The 17,755-nt window shown below is 59.5% G+C and carries 15 protein-coding genes and 1 pseudogene; 5 read left to right on the forward strand and 11 right to left on the reverse strand.

Annotated features, from left to right (window positions below; genetic code table 11):
• From LDN95_RS21285 to LDN95_RS21315, 7 genes are all read right to left on the reverse strand, one after another.
• On the reverse strand, positions 1 to 1,079 hold a 1,079-nt coding region (locus LDN95_RS21285; RefSeq protein WP_226019546.1), incomplete at its 3' end, for a VCBS domain-containing protein.
• 26 nt (positions 1,080 to 1,105) lie between these two features.
• Positions 1,106 to 2,374 (reverse strand): HlyD family type I secretion periplasmic adaptor subunit, encoded by a 1,269-nt coding sequence (locus LDN95_RS21290; RefSeq protein ID WP_226019547.1) that lies wholly within the window; start codon positions 2,372 to 2,374, stop codon positions 1,106 to 1,108.
• 94 nt (positions 2,375 to 2,468) lie between these two features.
• The gene (locus tag LDN95_RS21295; RefSeq protein WP_226019548.1) at positions 2,469 to 4,655 is read right to left on the reverse strand and encodes a peptidase domain-containing ABC transporter; all 2,187 of its coding nucleotides are present in this window, start codon (positions 4,653 to 4,655) and stop codon (positions 2,469 to 2,471) included.
• Entirely contained in the window at positions 4,652 to 6,337 is a 1,686-nt protein-coding gene (locus tag LDN95_RS21300) for an ABC transporter transmembrane domain-containing protein (protein WP_226019549.1), read from the reverse strand. Before LDN95_RS21300 ends, LDN95_RS21295 begins: the two co-directional genes overlap by 4 nt.
• Positions 6,338 to 6,654: 317 nt before the next feature.
• The gene (locus LDN95_RS21305) at positions 6,655 to 7,494 is read right to left on the reverse strand and encodes a hypothetical protein (protein WP_226019550.1); all 840 of its coding nucleotides are present in this window, start codon (positions 7,492 to 7,494) and stop codon (positions 6,655 to 6,657) included.
• Complete coding sequence (locus LDN95_RS21310; RefSeq protein WP_226019551.1) at positions 7,460 to 8,137, reverse strand: hypothetical protein; 678 nt, start codon at positions 8,135 to 8,137, stop codon at positions 7,460 to 7,462. Before LDN95_RS21310 ends, LDN95_RS21305 begins: the two co-directional genes overlap by 35 nt.
• A gap of 32 nt (positions 8,138 to 8,169) precedes the next feature.
• Positions 8,170 to 8,868, reverse strand: coding sequence for a hypothetical protein (locus LDN95_RS21315; RefSeq protein ID WP_226019552.1), 699 nt, complete (start codon positions 8,866 to 8,868; stop codon positions 8,170 to 8,172).
• A gap of 113 nt (positions 8,869 to 8,981) precedes the next feature.
• Here LDN95_RS21315 and LDN95_RS21320 point away from each other — a divergent pair, with 113 nt between their 5' ends.
• Positions 8,982 to 9,632, forward strand: coding sequence for a hypothetical protein (locus LDN95_RS21320; protein WP_226019553.1), 651 nt, complete (start codon positions 8,982 to 8,984; stop codon positions 9,630 to 9,632).
• A gap of 39 nt (positions 9,633 to 9,671) precedes the next feature.
• Here the strand turns inward: LDN95_RS21320 and LDN95_RS21325 are convergent, their stop codons facing one another.
• Together LDN95_RS21325 and LDN95_RS21330 are read right to left on the reverse strand one after the other, a co-directional pair.
• The gene (locus LDN95_RS21325) at positions 9,672 to 11,714 is read right to left on the reverse strand and encodes a M13 family metallopeptidase (RefSeq protein WP_226019554.1); all 2,043 of its coding nucleotides are present in this window, start codon (positions 11,712 to 11,714) and stop codon (positions 9,672 to 9,674) included.
• Between the two features lie 62 nt (positions 11,715 to 11,776).
• On the reverse strand, positions 11,777 to 12,397 hold the full coding sequence (locus tag LDN95_RS21330) for a hypothetical protein (RefSeq protein ID WP_226019555.1): 621 nt from the start codon (positions 12,395 to 12,397) through the stop codon (positions 11,777 to 11,779).
• Between the two features lie 659 nt (positions 12,398 to 13,056).
• On the opposite strand from LDN95_RS21330, the gene LDN95_RS21335 reads away from it, so the two are divergent.
• From LDN95_RS21335 to LDN95_RS21345, 3 genes are all read left to right on the forward strand, one after another.
• A complete protein-coding gene (locus LDN95_RS21335; protein WP_226019556.1) occupies positions 13,057 to 13,599 on the forward strand; it encodes a CPBP family intramembrane glutamic endopeptidase in 543 nt (180 codons plus the stop codon).
• A gap of 103 nt (positions 13,600 to 13,702) precedes the next feature.
• Positions 13,703 to 14,395 carry an aquaporin Z gene (gene aqpZ / locus LDN95_RS21340; protein ID WP_226019557.1) on the forward strand — a complete coding sequence of 231 codons (693 nt, stop codon included), beginning with the start codon at positions 13,703 to 13,705 and terminating at the stop codon, positions 14,393 to 14,395.
• Positions 14,396 to 14,791: 396 nt separating this feature from the next.
• A complete protein-coding gene (locus LDN95_RS21345; RefSeq protein WP_226019558.1) occupies positions 14,792 to 16,030 on the forward strand; it encodes a site-specific integrase in 1,239 nt (412 codons plus the stop codon).
• An 84-nt stretch (positions 16,031 to 16,114) separates the two neighbouring features.
• Here LDN95_RS21345 and LDN95_RS21350 read toward each other — a convergent pair whose 3' ends face one another.
• Positions 16,115 to 16,759 (reverse strand): GntR family transcriptional regulator, encoded by a 645-nt coding sequence (locus tag LDN95_RS21350; RefSeq protein ID WP_226019559.1) that lies wholly within the window; start codon positions 16,757 to 16,759, stop codon positions 16,115 to 16,117.
• Between the two features lie 206 nt (positions 16,760 to 16,965).
• On the opposite strand from LDN95_RS21350, the gene LDN95_RS21355 reads away from it, so the two are divergent.
• Complete coding sequence (locus LDN95_RS21355; protein WP_226019560.1) at positions 16,966 to 17,661, forward strand: alcohol dehydrogenase catalytic domain-containing protein; 696 nt, start codon at positions 16,966 to 16,968, stop codon at positions 17,659 to 17,661.
• Here the strand turns inward: LDN95_RS21355 and LDN95_RS21360 are convergent.
• Positions 17,650 to 17,755, reverse strand: a pseudogene (locus tag LDN95_RS21360) (IS5/IS1182 family transposase); the annotation flags it as partial. The gene LDN95_RS21355 and the pseudogene LDN95_RS21360 sit on opposite strands and share 12 nt — an antisense overlap.

The following is a 17,755-nucleotide window of genomic DNA, read 5'->3' on the forward strand; positions in this document are numbered from 1 at the left end:
TCGAGCGTCTGGCCTGCGGTCAGGTGCTGGTAGGCGGCATCGGCCGGATCGAAGCTGTAGCTGCCGTCGGGGTTCAGCGTGAAGCCTGCCACCGTCAGGGTGGTGGAGAACACTTGCGTGTCGCCCGCGTCCACGTCGGTCGCCAGCATCTGCCCGGTCAGCTTTACGCCGTCCTCGGTCACGGCATGGCTCTGTGCCGCCAGCACCGGCACATCGTTGGTCCCGGTCAGCGTCACGCTCAGGACATGCGCCGTGCCATCGGCGCTGGTCACGCTCACCGTATCGGTCAGCGTCTCGCCCGCCTTCAACTGCTGGATCGCGCTCTGGCCGTTGTCGGCACGGTAGCTCCAGCTGCCATCGGCCGCGATGCTGAACTGGCCAAGCTGGCTGCTGCCGCGAATATTAGATCGAACCGTGAACCGGGCTTCACCGGCATCCGGATCGATGATCGTGAGATGGCCGCTGGCTTCGAGACGTCCCGCCCGGACAGCTACATCCTCGGTGACCGCCCCATGATCAGTTCCACCGATCCTGGCGGCGGTGTGGGTGCCCGGCAATGTCTTGCCATGATCGGTCTGGTCAGTCGGCGGTTGGGTCGAGCCGGTATGCGACGGAACATTGGGCTGGGTAGGAACGTCGCGACCGGGACCTGTCGCAAACCTGTTCCCGATGTCAGGGGATTCAACGGCAATCGTCGTCGACGAACCGCCCGTGCCGGGCCCGCCCCGCACCGCGCTGCCCGAAGACGGATCAGGGAGTGCGCCTGCCTCCAACGCTGCAGGTCCAGCCGATGGGAGCGATGCGGGATCGTCAGTTCCGAGACCGATCGGCCTGCCGCCGGGAGAAGCCCCATCTTCGGTCGCGTCTGCGACGTGGCCAGCCGCTCCACCGTTACTCAAGTCCGGCGTCGTTTCCCCTGCGGCAGTCGAGCCCTCGATCCCGGTTTCCCAACCGATAGGGGAGTTTTCAAGGCCATCGTCAGGGCTGTGCGGACCGATCGGTCGCTGCGAAGCCTTGAGCCGGACTGCCCGCTCTTCGGCGCTCAGCTTGGAGTCCGGGGGTGTTTCGTCCTTTGCCATGGCGCGTCTCTGCTATCTTTGGAACATCAATGTTCGTGAAAAGCTGTATCGGTGGCGGTGAACAAGGGTTTCAACAAGAACTGCATCACGCTCTTGCTGCCAGTCGCAATATCTGCCTCACCGGTCATCCCGGGAATAAGTCGGTGTGAGCTGTTTCCAACAAACGGCGAACGCAAAACGATTTCGACTTTGTAAAATGGCTGACCGTCTTGCTTTGGCCGTGTCGATGTAGGCGCGACACTTTTGACCTTGCCTTCAACGGCGCCGAAACGTGCTGAGTCAAAACTGTCGATCTTGACATAGGCTCTCTGGCCGATCTTGACGAAACCGATGTCGCGCGGCGCGACCATCACATCCATCAGGATTTCCTGACCCAACGGCACCACCTCGGCAACGACCCCGCCCGGCCCGACGACAGCGCCGACGGCCGTTTGCGGCAGGTTCATCACCACGCCGTCGATCGGCGACCTGATCTGGAGCCGCTGGTTGCGCGTCTGCAGTGCCTTGCTCTCCGCCTCAAGTTCGCGATACTTCTCGGTCACTTGGCCAAGCTCAAGGCTGACCTGCTGATTGAAATCAGCCCGCAGGCGACCGACCTCGGCGCTGTTACCGCGAAGATTGCTTTGCAGACTGGCCACTTGAGCGATCGCCCCTGACAGGCGTTGTTCCAGCGAGATTGCCTGCAACCGCGCATCGCTAAGCGCATTCTTGGAGACGAAGCCCTTGCGCGCCCCTTCCTCAAGGCGCCCCAGCCGTTCCTGATTTTCGGCGATTTCTCTTTGGATCAGCGCAACCTCACGCTGCGCTCCGCCGAGCATGGCGCCCGACTGCCCCCCCTCGCTGCGCTTTGCGGCATCCGTCGCATCGCGATTGGCGACCTGTTCGCGGTAAGCGATTTCCGCCTGTTCCACGAGGATTGGGTAATCGTTGACGTACTTCGAGAAATCAGGCCTGCGACCTGTCCCCACGGCAAGCAGGCGTTCCCGGTCGATTGCAAGTGCGTTCAGCTTGATCGCGGTCTGTGTCCGCAACTTCTCGATGTCGCTTGCAGCGAATTCGGCGATCACCTGACCTGCCTTGACCGCTTCACCCTCTTTGACGTCGAGTTTGATGATCGTCCCGCCCTCTTCGCTTTGCAGCGACTGGACACGACCCCCGAGCCGCACCTCACCACGGGCACGGGCAAGTTCATCGATCTGGGCGACGATCGACCAGCCAATCGCGATACCGACGAGCACGATGATCCCGATCAGCGCGCGCCGCAGGTTCCGGCTGCGTCCGCCATCGTCGAGCAATGCCTCGATGCGAGCGGCGGACCGATTGTCGGTTGCGACGAACGAGCGGATGTCGGGAGTGGTCAGGGTGTCCATGCGATTTCCCTTGTCGAACTCAATCATTCACTACTGCTGCGGGAGGAGCAACCGGCCCAAAGTGCACAAGTGCACCGTCGTTGATCACCACCACGAAGTCCGAAAGGTGGATGAGATCGACGCGATGCGTAGCCAGAATAACCGTGCTTGTGCCGCGAAGACTTTCGAGCAAACGCACGAAGTGTTCGTCCAAAGCTGGATCGCGATCGCCTTGCGGGTCATCCAGCAGGATCAGCGGCGGATTGCCCAGTATAGCGCTCGCAAGCTGAACGATGAAGCGGGCGCGGACAGCCTGTCGATCTTCGCGCCAAGGCGAAATAATGCAGGCCAGTCCTGCTTGCGCCCCATCTTCTCCCAGAAAAGCCCACCATCGGGGTCCAGCGACACGCTCCAACGCGGCTTCAATCTCCGCATCGGTACTTGCCGGTACGCGCAGTCGGAGAGTCTCGGCTACGCTGATCGGCAGGCCCGGAATCTCCTGAGGCAAATAGCCCAGCCATGCACGGAAGTCGGCAGGATCGAACTGGCGGACGTTACGCCCGCCGACGACGACCCGGCCGTTCTGCGGAAGGCGGACACCGGCCAGCATTTCGAGCAGGGTCGTCTTGCCCGCACCATTGGGGCCGACAATCGCCAGCATCTGCCCCGGTTCGATCGCGAAGCTGACCCCGCTGAGCGCTGGCTCACGATCGGCAGAGTACCGATAGAACAGGTGATCCGCCTCGACCGAGGGTGTCAGGTCCAAGACCGGCGATGTCATCTGCGGGTTCGACGCCTCGCCTGCGCTCGCCAGCAAGCGGTCGAGTTGCCGGCTTGAGTCGCGCAATTGCGAAAGGCGCACCTGGCTGGCAAAGAACTGTTGAGCGGGCGTCGTAACCCGCCAGATCAGCATCATGGCGGCAATCAGCCCGCCGGTGCTCATGGTTCCGTCAAGCACCAGCGTGATGCCAAAACCCATCGTGGCAAGCACGATGAACATGGACAGCGCCTGAGAGACCGTCTGCGACAGGCTGTTGATGACCGCGTAGTCGCGATTAGCTGCGACCGATTGCACCAGCAGGTCGGCCAACTGGTGGTCCCACAGCGCCGAACCACGCACCGACCGCACCGCGCGCAAGCGCTTTGCCAGCACCGTGGTCAATTCCCCGAACTTGCGCGAAACGCGACCGACTTCGGATGACCGTGCCTTGACGGCAACCGCAATCGGCCACGCCAGAAGCGCATAGATCAGCAGGCCGAACATCGGGACCAGCACGATCCAACCGCCAAGCCAGGCAATCGCGATCAAGAAAATGAACAGCAACGGCATGTCGGCGTTGATCGCCCCGCCTGCCCCACCGAACCATTGTCGCACGCCCTCCATCGAGCGCAGGCGAATGAGGTTGTTGTCTACCCCGAGCCGGGCCGACACATCGATCGGCAGAGAGAACGTCTTGCGAAAGGCGGTCGTACCGATGTTAGATCCACCCCAAGCGGTGAGATCCGACAGCAGCCGCACCCGCGCGATCCGCAGTCCCCAGGCGGCCAGAATTGCAAGTCCGGCACCGATCGTCATCGGCCACAGGCTGCCGATCGCGCCGCCGGGAATGATACTGTTATAGATAAACATCGTGTAGAAAGAGGTGGTCAGCGCCAGAAGATTGGCAAAGAAGCTGATCACCATCACACCGATGATTTCATGCCTCGACGAATAGAGCAGCTTGCCCAGCCACCCGGTCTGCGGTGCGTCCAGTGGACTGTAAGCGGGATCGGCTTCAACCAGCAGGACGGAATGGAATGAGGAAACGTCATCGTAAGTGATGGCCGCTTCGCCATCGTGCCACCAATCCGCGCCGCCATAGCTGCCGAGGTAGACAAGCGCAGCTTCATCCGAAACGAGCACGCTGCCGACAGGCAGTGCGTCGATCGAGCCGATCCGTTGCCATTCGGACCATGGGCGTGGCACTGTGCTGTAGCCGATAGAGTCCAGCACGTATCTGAAGTCGGAATCGGACATGGGCTGGCCATCGGCGGGCAGGTACGCCGAAAGCCCTCGTGCAGCGCCGGACCAATCGAGTGCGACCAGTAACGGCGCAAGGCAGCGAGCCAGCGGCGATCCGGCAAGGCAGGCCGGACCTATGGTGGCGTTGATCGCATCGATCCGCGCGGTTTCGCTGATGATATCGGCCGTGACTTCATTCACGGGATCGCGGGCAAGCAGGTTCATGCCGCAACCTCCGCCAAACCGGGCACGCGCACCGCCAAAGGCAACACGCGATTGCACCCGCCGATCAACATTGCTTTGTAGGTCGAGATCAGGACCGTAGTTTTGCCTTGGAAGGATTGCAGCAATTCACCCAGCTGCTTCTCGCCATCCAGATCAATGCCGCTGGCCGCATGATCGAGCAACAGGATCTTGGGCTGGCGCACCAGCGCACGGATGATGGCGATGCGCTGACAAATCCCTTCATCCAGCTGCTCGGCCGTGCCCGGACCAACTTCGGTGAGCACGCCATGGCGCAGCTTGTCGAGATACTGCTGAAGCCCCAACAAATCACAATACCGGCGCGCCCGCTCGTTGTAGCGTGCGTCATACAGCGTCAGGTTATTGAGTATCGATCCGGGAACCAGCGCCAATTGACGCGGCACATAAACAACCGAGTCAAGATAAGTGACGTGGTTGTACTCACTGATGTCGAGATCATCGAGCGACACCTGAATGTCGGGATCACTCGTGATGCCGGCGATGGCCGCGAGCAAACGCGAGGCCGCGGCCGTATCAGCAGCGTCGACATGGACGACTTCACCGGGCGCGATCGTTATCGGCTGACGAAAAAGCGAAGGCGCATCGATCCGCAAACGGCCCTGCACGATTTCCGGTCCGGCGGCGCCGCGTTCGATGACGAATGTCGGTGCATCGGGCAACTCAAGCAGATCGTTTACGCGCCCCTGTGCCTCACCAACGCGGGCAAGCTGCGCCCAGTATCCCAGACTGGACAATGCGGGCCCCAACGAGCGCCCCGCCAGCATCGAGCAAGCGGCCAAGGCGCCGGTCGTGAGGTGGCCTGACACGACACCGATTGCCCCGAACGCGACAACCAGCACCGTCGAGAACTGGCTCAGCGCAGCACCGTTTTCACGGACCCAACCATTGCGGGTTTCCAATTCGCTGCTTGCTGCCATGAAGCGGGCGTTGATCTGCCGCCAGTGCGCCCCCACTGCCCCCTCTGCGCCGATCGCCTTGAGGTATCGCAGGGCGGCAAAAGCAGTCCAGCCAAAGTCGTGCCGCTGCCGTTCGCACCCTTCGACCGCATGCGCGGCCCGAACGATCGACCGGTTCAGGCTGATCGCAGAGAGTGCGGCTGTGGCAAACAGCCCCAGTGGGATCAGCGCAAGCCAACCGCCGATGTAGGCCAGAAGCGCGATGTAGGTGACCGCAAACGGCGCTTCATACAATGCCGCGGCCGCCTGACCCGACCAGAAATCGCGCACCTGACCGATAGCGCGCAGACCATCGGATACCACCGCAACGCCTTGCCGCTCGACCGCCGCCACATCGGCGTGGCGCAACCGATCCAATGCCGCGAGCGTCGTCTGCGCTTCGTAACGCGCACCGATGTTGGCAAACAGCGCTGACCGGCCATAGCGCAAGACCGCCTCAAGAACGATCGCCACCCCAACGCCGATAACCAAAAATGTAGCTGTACCATAGGCATGCGCCGGAAGAATGCGGTCATAGATCTGCAGCAACGCCAAAGGCAGACTGAGACTCAAGAAATGGATAAACAGCGACACGACCGCGACATCTGCACGTGCCGAATTAATCAACTGCTTTAAATTCAATGCCTTAGGTATAGAATTTGGCGCCAGAGTATTCATCGCAGCACACCAACTGACCAGAATTGGCACAGTACCATAGGTCATACCCCTCATCAGGATTAGTACCAGTCAGGAACATGCAGGGCAATCGTTCTCGCCTAAAAAGCTTAGGATTTTTAGCCTGCTAGACCGAAACTTCAGATGTCCTCTCATGACAACTAAAGTTATACTCTCGGTCCTGCAATCAAGCGGAACGCCTCGTGGGCCTGAGCCGAACGGAGCACCCGCATGGCAGCCGCGCCGTGAGCGGCCGCCATGCTGTGAAACATACCTCGGACTGATCGCCCAGACCCGGCAACCGGCTGAAATGGAGAACCTCGGAAAAGGGCCGGTTCAGCAACGATGCGTCAGTTGCTGCAAGTTGATTCCGACACGTTTTCGACCGAGATGATCACCTGATCCTGCGATTGCACGACCAGACATTGCCGCGACGCCTGACGCCAGAAGGTCATGTAGCGGCCATCATTGACCTGCTTGTTGTCCCGCATCACGAAACCGCGGCCGACCAGTTGCCCGGTACCGGCACTGCGGGACTTGCCGACCAGATCGTTGATGTCGACCTGTCCATCATAGCCGCCATCGCGACGGTTACCCGAGCTATAGTTCGGCTGGTTACCGCGCTCTCTCGCGCCCTTTTCATAGCCCCGACCATAATCATCATTGCGGTTATAGTTCTGGTAGGACTCATTGCGCTGGCCATCGCGATAGCCGCGGTCGAATTCAGCGCTTTGCTGCGTTTCCTTGTTGTGGTGGGACTTGCTGGCCAGCGCTGCGAGAGCGATCAGCGCCGCCGCCCCGGCGGCAACCGCGATGCCGGTATTGTCCTTGCCGGATTTTTGATTGCAGTCGGTGTTTGAGGTCTGGTCGATGGACGAGAAGGTACCGTCGAAAACCGTGACGCGAACACACTCCTTGGTATTGGGATTCCACCAATAATTGACCTTGCGGCCATATTTGGTGTCCCCGCGGATCAGCGTGAAGCCGCGCTCCTGAATGGTGCTCTCGCCGCCAGCGGCACGCGCGCCGACCAGATCACGCACCGACCCCGGCGTGTTGGCTTGAACGGGAAGAGCTTGCAGCAACATTGCCGATGTCGCGAACAGGCTGGTTGCCAGACGTGCAACAAATTTCATGACGTTGATCCCCTCTTTATTAAAATGTTTGATATTTTTGTGAGTAAATAACAATTCCGCTTGCGACCAGCATGGCAATGAAGGCCAATAATGTTGTCGAAATTGCCATGCGCCATGCCGCAATCCTGGTAATCGCCAGCTTGTTTTCAAACCAACGCGACTGTTGGCGAACGTACCAGAACATCAGGATCGAGAACGGCGGAAGCCGTCCAACCGCGTCGCTAGTGCCCAACAGGTGAGGCAATGCCTGACAAACCCCGAAAAGCATGGCGGTGGGCGCAGCGATGAAACACTGACTGAAGAAAGGCGGCCGCAACGATGTCCGATCCAATGGAATCTTAAGTCTGTGCAACAGGCGCAATGAAAATATCAACGGGAACAAGCTGAATACGATCACGCGAAATATCAGAAGATTTTCGGTGTTGTTCAAAGTCGAAGGCAGGCCGACAGTCTGTTGTTGATAGGCGACCTTGCCGATGAAATGGCTTACCGCCACACAAATCATCAGAAACAGCGGTGGACTGAGCGTGTCATCGTATTGTTCGGACTGAACGTCGCCGAGTTCGGTATCGGCATAGTCCATCATCCGCTGCGGAAAGCGAAAGGTTAGCCACAAGGTCCGGGGAAAGAACACCAGCATGACCATGATTTCATAGAGCAGTTCCTCAAGGGATTTGAGAAGCTTCATGAAATCCATGGACGGTCAGCCTGCTCTAAACCAATACCCTATCAGTCACCCTGAACGAAGACGTCGGGAATTTCGTAGCGCTCGCTTCCAAGAGTGGCGATGGTTGTGTCGCCATCGCGGCCCGAACTGATCTTCATTGCGGCGGTGCCATCCGCCTGCGCCGTGGAAAAGGTCAGGAACTTGCCCTTCTTGTCGAACAGGATGACACGCTGTCCGCCACCCGGCAGAGTCACCTCCACAACCGCCCCGGTTTCACCGTCGCGCTTGACCCCCGCCTCGCATGTCCCTCCGGCGGCGCCCTTCACTCCCGAGCAACGGATTTGCGCGGTCGCATTGTAGTCGGTCCCAGCGACCTTGGCGTCCCCCTGGCCATCGCCGTCACCACCGGCAGCGTGGTTGGCCGGAACCGAAACCAGCGTCACGCCGTCCACCACGCCCACCTGCTTGCCGCCGAGTTTTGCGGCATCGGCGGCATCAAGGCAGCCCACCAGCGTTGCGCTGTCATCGAGGAAATCGACGGTTGCGGCAGTTTCGCCAATCACGCGGCAGGCGTCGCCAGCGTTCGGAAACCCGCTGCCGACAATCGTCAGGCTGGCGGGCCAGGATTGCACCGCAGCAGCGCCTGTGGCCGCAGCAGTCGCCGAAGCGTCGGACGAGGGTGAAGTCGACGGCTCGCTGCCAGACTGACAACCGGCAGTCAGCAGGCCCAACGCGACTACAATAAAATGATATGTTTTCATGATCTTGTCCCCCGACAACGCAACCTGGATCTTCCCGCCTGACCCAAGATGCGATCATTCCCGATGTAGAATTGCAGCTTTGTGTTACCAGTACCAGACAAATCTGGGGTAATTTGTCCGCTAAAGCTCAGCAGCCAAATGATCGTTTACGGGAGAGCCAAGTGTCGGCAACAATTCTCATTCTCAACGTGCTTGGTGCTTTTGCGAACCAGTCTGATCTTGCTCCGGTACCTCCACCGCAAGAACAGACCACGGCCGATTGCGCCCACCCGGTCTACGCCTCCGATCAGCTTGTCTGCGCCGATCCTTCGCTTCGACAGCTCGATCAGCAACTGGCCGACCGCCTGCGCACCACAAGTCTGGACGACGCTCTGCTTTTGGAAGGGGACGTGCTGTGGTTTCGGCGCCGCAGTCGCTGCGCCTTTCAGACCGACCACCGCCAATGCCTGCTGACCGCATACAACGAGAGGCTGGGCCTGCTTTCGGCACTTGATCCGCAGTCTGGTGTTTCGGACTTTGGTCAGCCCATACCTGTCGACTGCGCTGCACCGGGACAAAGATTGCGAGCCACGATCGCCTTTTCTACCGACAAGACGCGCATGGTCCTGCGCAACCCGCAAACCGGTGCGGCATTGGGCGCAGCCTGGCAGAGCAAGCCGACCGCAGGCTGGACGTCCTACGCCGGCTTCGAACGGTCGCGCAATCGCGTCCGCATTTCGGTGCAGCCCAACGCAAGCTGGCGCTGCACCATCCAGCCCGGCTGATGGCAGGCACAGGGCTATAAGGCCTGCGCCGTGCGATACTTACCAGATGCGAACCCGCTTTTCCGGGGGCAGATAGAGCTTGTTGCCCGGCTTGACATTGAACGCCTCGTACCAGGCATCGACATTGCGTACGACGCCGTTGACGCGGAACTCGCCAGGACTGTGCGGATCGGACAGCAATTCGCTGCGCAACTCGCCGTCGGTCGTGATGTTGCGCCACAACTGCGCCCAGGCCATGAAAAAGCGCTGATCGCCGGTATAACCACCGATGACTGGCGCCTTGCCCCCCTGCTTGTCGATCACGAACTGGCGGTACGCCGCGTAGGCAACCGACAGCCCTCCAAGATCGCCGATGTTTTCGCCAAGGTTCTGACGGCCGTTGATCCGGGTGCCGGGCAACGGTTCGTACTGGTTGAACTGATCGACCAGCCCTTGGGTGCGCTTTTCAAACTCGGCGTGCGCGGCCGGGGTCCACCAGTTACGCAGCTTGCCATTGCCATCCGAGCGGCTGCCCTGATCGTCGAAAGCATGGCCGATCTCATGGCCGATCACGGCGGCAATCGACCCGAAGTTGACGGCTGGATCGGCCTTTGGATCGAAGAACGGCGGCTGCAGGATGCCAGCCGGATAGGTCGTCGAGTTCAGCGACTGGCTATAGCCTGCGTTCACTTCCTGCGGGCTGTATGGGAATTCCCAGTCGCGGGTTCCCTCGGCCAGCCGTTTGAGGCTGTCGGCGCGCTTCCAGTCGATCAGACGGCTTTGATTGCCGACCAGATCGTCGGCTGCGATCCGCACGTTCGAACGATCGTGCCACCGCGACGGAAATCCGATGTGGCTGGTGATCTTGGCAAGTTTGTCGAGCGCTTCGGCCCGCGTCGGTGCGTCCATCCAGTCGCTCTTGCCGATCCGGTCGCGGTAGGTAGCGCGCAGATAATCGACCATTTCGTCGACCTTGGCGCGGTCGGATTCGCTGAAATATTGCGCAACGTAAATGCGGCCGATTTCCTCGCCCAAGCTCGCATTGACGGTTGCGATCGCCTCCAGTTCGGCCGGTCGACGCTGAGGGGTGCCCTGCAGCGTCTTGCCATGGAAATCGAAATGCGCCTGAACCCACGGTTCGGAAAGCGAGGGCGCCCAGGAATCCAGCGTCTTGAACAGCAGAAAGGATTGAAGATCGGCAACCGGCGTCTCGGCAAACAGCCGGGCACAGTCCCGGACGGCGGTATCGGTGACCACCTTGATTTGCGGCTGCCCGTCCAGTTTCATTTCAGCCAGAAAGGCATCCCACGGAAAGCCCGGCGCAAACGCCTTCAGTTCGGTCGGCGCCATGACATGGTTCATGGCCACGACATCGCGCTCTTGCGCGGTGGTCCAACTGCGCTTTGCGATCTCGACTTCCAGCTCCAGCACTTTGGCGGCGCGCGCATCGGGTTCCGATATTCCCGCCCGGCGAAAACTGGACGCAATATAGGTGAGCAAAGCCTTGCGGTGGCTGACATAGGGCTCGGCCTCGCTCAGGTAGTAATCGCGTGAAGGCATCGTCAGCCCGCCAACACCGACCACTGCGATCTGCCGCTTCGGATCGTTCACATTGGTGACCACCCCGGCCCCGATCACAGCGTCGATCCACGAGTAGGCCATGATCCTGGCAAGTTCGCGACGATCGGTCGTTCCGCCGATAATGCCCAGAGTGCTGGCGATGGGCGTTATGCCAAGCGCATTGCGCCGCTCAATATCGGTAAATGAGCGGTGGAGATCGCCAATCAACTGCTCCGGACTGCCGGACTTGCCAGATGTCTCGCGCGTTTTGGCGATGATCCCGCCGACCCGCTGTTCGGTCCCCAGATACACCTCAACCAGCGCGTTGATGTAAGGCAAGCCGGGCGGAACCTTGGCCTCCTTCAGCCAACCCTCGTTGATGTAGCGATAGAAATCGTCGCCGGGCTGCAAGGTTTTGGAAAAGCTAGAAGTATCGACACCCCAGTCGCCGATGGCCGCCTTCTGCGGCGCATCGGCCAATCCGGGTGCAGGCATGGCCAGAAACGAAATGGATGCCAACGCCAAAGTGATGGTCTTGTTCATCGTCAGCATCCATTCCGCCAGAGGTGTCACTTGCCGTTCGTTTCAGGCAGGAACACTGTCCATCAACGGCATTTCGGGTGGGTTCTGATGTCGCTGGCATCAACCACACGGTTGTTGGCATTGGTCAATTGGGCGCACACGCGCGTGCGCGGGTTGAAGTAGATGCCGTAAAGCGTATCGCCCGAGCTGAAGGAATCGACGTTCCGGAAACCGCGCGCCGACATTTCGTCGATAGCCGCGATGCTGCTCATGCCGCGCAGGCCACCGAGGCCGCCCTGCGGACCGCCACCGTTGCCTGGACGCTGGCCGCCGCCCCAACCCTGGCCGCCACCACCTTGACCACCGCCGCCAATGCCGATGGTCAGTCGATAGGCCGATGCCTCGTTCCGACGCGCCGCATTGCGCATGAGGTACACACGTACGGTGTAAGCCCCAGACTGCGAAAGACGCCCGTTGTAGCTGTTGCCCGACGTCGAACCGATGAACAGCGCCTCCTGCGAGTTCGGCGGCAGCACATTGAAATAGGTCGACGAGTTGGTCGGCCGCAGCGTGACGTTGAGCGTCTGACCGGCACCGGCGCGCACGATGTAATCGCGGGTAACATCACCCCTGATCGCGGAGTTGATCGTCGTCGAGCTGGCACCGCGCGGGAAGGAGACCGTCTGCGACACGATCTGCGCCAATGCCGGCACGGCTACGGCAAGACCGAGCGCAACCATCGCAACTCTGGTTTTTGCAGCGAAAATCTTCATCACACGTGTGCTCCCCTTAAACGGCCTCAGCAAGCCGGCCAAACGCCGGAATGGGCCAAGCACGGCTGAACCAGCCCAGCCCAGCCCAAACGGGGGCACCACGACCCATGGATCACGATCGAATGAGTCGGACGCCCGAAGCAGGATTTAAACCATTATGGCGATCCGCCAAGAACAATTGAGGACGAGGCACAGCAGGACAGCACGACTGCGCAATCGAATGCTCTTGGAGCTAGCCGGATTGCTGGTATAGCATAGCCAAGTTGTCATATTTTTGCAGTCTGTTCCAGTAGCATGGGTCGGGCGAAGATTACATTGACCTCAAGTAGCGCTACCGGGGGGATGCGATGCTCAGTGGAACCAGAAGGCTTGTCATTGCTTTCTTCGCACTTGCAATATGGACAGCTCTGACTGTCTCGGTCAGTTTGTGGCAGGCCGGTCCCAACACCCCTTTGGGCACATTGGTGCAGGCACGGTTCGTACTGGGGCCGCCGGTGGCCGCAACTTTCTTGTTATTATTAATACATTTCAACGGTTGGTGGCACGATATCGGACTTAACGCGGCGCGGCCGGCGCGTTCCATCTGGGTCTTGTGGCTTCCAGCACTGTACATCGTGGCGCTGACAATCATCGGCCTGCTGATCACGCCGCCCACGCCGATGGTCATCGCAATCGTTGCCATCAACACCGCGATCGTCGGCTTCAGTGAGGAATTGGCCTTTCGCGGCGTGTTCTGGGGTGCGGTCAGGCGGTTGATCCCGTTCTGGCCCGGCTTTCTGCTGGTATCCGCGATGTTTGGCTCGGTTCACATGCTCAACGGCTTTCTGACCGGCGACTGGGCAGGAGCGCTGGCGCAGTCGATCAATGCGGCAGCCAGCGGCGCGGCCTACCTCGCTTTCAGGATTCGGAACCGCTCGATCGTTCCGATGATGGTGATCCACTGGCTTTGGGATTTTGCGGTATTCCTCGTCGGCGCCGGTTCAGATCCGGTTCCAGGCGCCACGGTCGATCCGCTCAAATCGGTGATGTATTCGTCCGTTCTGGTTGGCCCGATCCTGCTGTGGGGCTTGTTCCTGATCCGCAACGAACGCGTCCGCGCCGGTTGGCGAGACGACGTGCTCGCGGGCGCCTGAATGGTTCGGGCCTGAATGGTTCGGGCCTGAATGGTTCGGATTCGTGGTTTGTCCGATCGGGTTCGCCTGATCCGATGCGTCTGTTCTTTGGGTGGAGGTAGTGATGAGGCAATGGTTGGCTGAATTTGTCGGCACTTTCTGGCTTGTTTTCGGTGGGTGTGGTTCGGCGGTGCTGGCGGCGGCCTATCCCGAACTGGGGATTGGATTTGCCGGTGTTTCGCTGGCCTTCGGCTTGACCGTGCTGACGATGGCTTATGCCGTCGGCGGAATTTCCGGTGGCCATTTCAATCCTGCGGTCTCGCTGGGGCTGGCGGTGGCCAAACGTTTCGCCTGGAAAGACCTGATTCCGTACTGGGTCGCTCAAGTACTGGGCGCGATCGTTGCTGCCGCTGCGCTCTATGCCATCGCGTCGGGCAAGGCCGGTTTTGCCGCGGGGGGCTTTGCATCGAACGGCTATGGCGCGCTTTCGCCCGGCGGATATTCTTTGCAAGCGGCGCTGATCATCGAAGTGGTGCTGACCGCCGGATTCCTGATCGTGATCCTGGGCGCCACAGCCAAGACCGCACCGGCCGGTTTCGCACCGATCCCTATCGGGCTGGCGCTGACGCTCATCCACCTGGTCTCCATTCCGGTGACCAACACCTCGGTCAATCCGGCGCGCTCGACGGGCGTGGCGCTGTTCGCCGAGACTGCCGCGCTGCAGCAACTGTGGCTGTTCTGGGCGGCTCCGCTGCTGGGCGCAGTGATCGGCGGAGCGATCTGGAAGTTCCTGCTGGCGTCGGGCGCCGAAGCCTGACCGCAATTGCCCTTTCGGGTTACCGCATCATTTCCATGCAACGATCACCGTGGAGGTAGTGCGGTAAACCCGCTTGGCTTGCCGGACACCCATGCTGCGAGGGCGTGACAGCAAACCGCCATCGAGACGGAGCAGCATGTCAGGCTTGTAGCTGGAACGCTGGAGCGGGCGAAGGGATTCGAACCCTCGACCCCAACCTTGGCAAATTTGAAATCTTGATCCGCCGCGGCGCGATGAAGCACTATATACCACTCAAATCAGTTATTTACAAACCGCAGCCTTCGCTATCACACGCTTCCATAGCCGATAAATCGCCTTTTTCTGCTTACGTATTGCTTACGTTTGGTCTAGAAGCGATCCGCGTAAGCAAGCGGTACACGCAGGATCGAGGCGGACATGGCAAAACTCACTAAGAAAGCGATCGACGCCCTGCCTATCCCCCCGAAGGGACAATCCTTCCATTGGGACACTGAAACTCGGGGTTTTGGAATCCGCGTTGGCGCATCGGGAGCGAAAACCTTCGTCATCCAGTATCGCAACGTCGATGAGCGCTCACGTAGGGTCAAGCTCGGCCGGTATGGTATTTTCACTGTCGAGCAGGCGCGCGATCTGGCCAAGATCAAGCTAGGTGAAGTGGCGGCTGGCGGCGACCCTGCCGAGGCAGTGGTCCAGGCTCGCAAGGATGTCACCGTTGCCGAGTTATGTGATTGGTATCTGGAAGAGGCCCGCGCCGGTCGTATCCTTGGGCGGCGCAACAGGCCCATCAAGGCATCGACTCTCAGCATGGACGAGAGCCGGATCAAGTCACACATCAAGCCGCTGGTTGGTCAGCGTAAGGCCCGCCATCTTACGGTGGCTGACGTCGAGGCAATGCAGGCCGACGTTGTGAATGGAAAAACGGCGAAACCGCGCACAGGCGGTCGCGGCGGCGTAAGCACTGGTGGTGCCGGCGTAGCTCCCCGTGTGGTGAGCACGCTTCAGAGCGTGCTTGGCCATGCAAAGCACAAGGGGTTGCTGAAGGAACACCCAACCAAGGGTGCGCGTAAACTCGCATCCAACAAGAAGAAGCGCCGATTGAGCGTGGCCGAGATCGAGGACCTGGGTGCCGCCATGGTGATGGCAGAGCGCCATGGAGAAAACCCGGTAGGGATCGCTGTCATCAAGCTGCTATTGCTGACCGGGTTTCGGCGCCAAGAGGGCCAGGGCATGCGGCGCGAATGGCTGAATGCCGCAGGCGGGTTTGTCTCATTTCCGGATACCAAAGGGGACGCTCAACTTCGTGCGATCGGTGCTCCCGCGATTTCGTTGATACAAGAGCAGCCCACCGTCGCTAGCAATCCTTACGTATTTCCATCTGCTGGTGGCGATGGCCCGATCACAACGGCCCGGGACTGCCTCGCACGTCTGTGTGCCATTGCAAAAATCACCGGGGCGACACCGCATACCCTGCGACATACCTTCGGTAGCGTCGCGGGCGACCTTGGCTTTTCAGAACTGACGATAGCCGCGATGCTTGGTCACGCCGCACAGACGGTAACGCAGGGCTATATTCATGTGGATGAAGCGTTGCGATTAGCGGTGGCGCGGACATCGGAAGAGATTGTGGCGATCTTACTGCGTGGGGCATCTCGGTAGATTAAAAAATTATACCGGTTTATTTCTGATTGTGATTCAATACACATACTCACGTCTATTACTGTATTCTGAAAACGTAAATTTTTATCCGCTCCGAACGTATCTCGCAACTTCACAAATATGTCGTTCGGCTGCTTGCCGGGCAGCGCTTGAGTCTTTTGTTGCAATGGCGCTTATCATCTCTTGGTGTTCTTCAGCCGCGCTCTTCAGGTGAGGTATGAAGCCAACCGTCTGAACGATGAAGAAGTCGGACATCGTGAATATATTTCCTTGACGCTCTACCAACAAAGGGGAGTTCGCCATCTCATGAATGAGGGCGTGGAACTCCCTGTTTAACAAGCGGTAGGACTCTGTTGCATCGCTGTCGTTGTTGTCGATCATCGATATCTGCATGTTTATAGACTTGAGTTTTCGTACCTGCTCCTCGGTACGCCGCTTAGCCGCGAGCTCGGCCATGAGGCCTTCAAGCCGCTCAAACATAAGATAGAAGTCATTGATCTCATCTGTACTAGGTGATGCGACTTCGCACCCTACCTGGGCCACCACGGTGACGAAGCCCTCAGAACTCAAGGTGCTCAAAGCCGTCATAATGGGCTGTCGGCTGATCCCGGTCTCCTCGCTGAAGGCTTTCACCGAAATCGGATCGCCAAATTTATAGGTTCCATCCAGCAGCCTGGCGAGGATTTCCTCGCGCACCAAATCCTTCTTCCTCAAAACTGCCTCCGGCATGCCAAGCTATGTTGCATGCTAGCATTAATCCAACAACGCACGTATCGGCAATGGCTTACCGCGAATATGTGTAATTTGATCAAATGCCGGAATTCCGGGGCTTTCGGAGAGGTGTTTGACCTGAATCAAAATGGGGGTTGCCAACTAACATGTTAGCGTGTCAGAACGCTGCCAAGAAACAGAGACGCTTTGGGAGAGATTCGCTCATGCTTATGAAGGCTGCGCGGCTGCATCAGGTCGGCACGGATTTTTCGGTTGATGAGATCGCGGTTCCGGAACCGCGCCCGAATGATGTGCTGGTCAAGGTGAAGACTTGTGGCGTGATCCCGAACATGAAGAACGTGATCGCGCACTATGCTGAGTGGTTCCCGTTTCTGCCACTTCCGCCCCTCCCGGCAATCTATGGCCTGGACGCGGCAGGTGAGGTCGTCGCGGTTGGCGATCAGGTACGTGAGATTGCAGTAGGTGACCGTGTTTATGTCAACCCGGGCGTTTCCTGCGGCACTTGTCACGCCTGCCGTTGCGGGCAGCCTATCAATTGTGAAGCATACACGTTCCTTGGATACTTCGGGTTTGGTCCGAAATCGACCGAGGTCTTCCAAAGCTATCCTTATGCCGGCTTTGCGGAGTTTATGACTGCGCCAGCCTCATCAATTGTAAAGCTGCACGACAGCATCTCTTATGAGGCTGCTGCACGCTTTGGTTACCTCGGGACGGCATACTCCGCTCTGCGGAAAGCAGGTACGCGCGCTGGCCAGTCTGTTCTTATCAGCGGTGCAACCGGGACGCTTGGGCTTGGTGCCGTGATGCTTGCATTGGGTATGGGCGCCACCAAGGTATTCGCGGTCGCTCGCAACGTTGAGCTGCTAAGAGCCCGATTCAAAAGTCTGTCATGCGGCTGAAAGTCGCGCAATTCTGCGGGTTAGCATCCGGATAGAAGCGATATTCGCCCACGCGGTCGAGCTCTCGATGGAGCGTTCCCAGTCTTTGGCGAGG

Source organism: Novosphingobium sp. FKTRR1 (assembly GCF_020404405.1).
Lineage (GTDB): Bacteria > Pseudomonadota > Alphaproteobacteria > Sphingomonadales > Sphingomonadaceae > Novosphingobium.

What these genes read in the sequence shown, in the direction of transcription:
- aqpZ (WP_226019557.1), top strand. Translation starts at nt 13,703, where the DNA reads ATGAGGCAATGGTTGGCTGAATTTGTCGGCACTTTCTGGCTTGTTTTC.
- LDN95_RS21350 (WP_226019559.1), bottom strand. Translation starts at nt 16,759, where the DNA reads ATGCCGGAGGCAGTTTTGAGGAAGAAGGATTTGGTGCGCGAGGAAATC.
- LDN95_RS21355 (WP_226019560.1), top strand. Translation starts at nt 16,966, where the DNA reads ATGCTTATGAAGGCTGCGCGGCTGCATCAGGTCGGCACGGATTTTTCG.
- LDN95_RS21315 (WP_226019552.1), bottom strand. Translation starts at nt 8,868, where the DNA reads ATGAAAACATATCATTTTATTGTAGTCGCGTTGGGCCTGCTGACTGCC.
- LDN95_RS21295 (WP_226019548.1), bottom strand. Translation starts at nt 4,655, where the DNA reads ATGAACCTGCTTGCCCGCGATCCCGTGAATGAAGTCACGGCCGATATC.
- LDN95_RS21325 (WP_226019554.1), bottom strand. Translation starts at nt 11,714, where the DNA reads ATGAACAAGACCATCACTTTGGCGTTGGCATCCATTTCGTTTCTGGCC.
- LDN95_RS21310 (WP_226019551.1), bottom strand. Translation starts at nt 8,137, where the DNA reads ATGGATTTCATGAAGCTTCTCAAATCCCTTGAGGAACTGCTCTATGAA.
- LDN95_RS21345 (WP_226019558.1), top strand. Translation starts at nt 14,792, where the DNA reads ATGGCAAAACTCACTAAGAAAGCGATCGACGCCCTGCCTATCCCCCCG.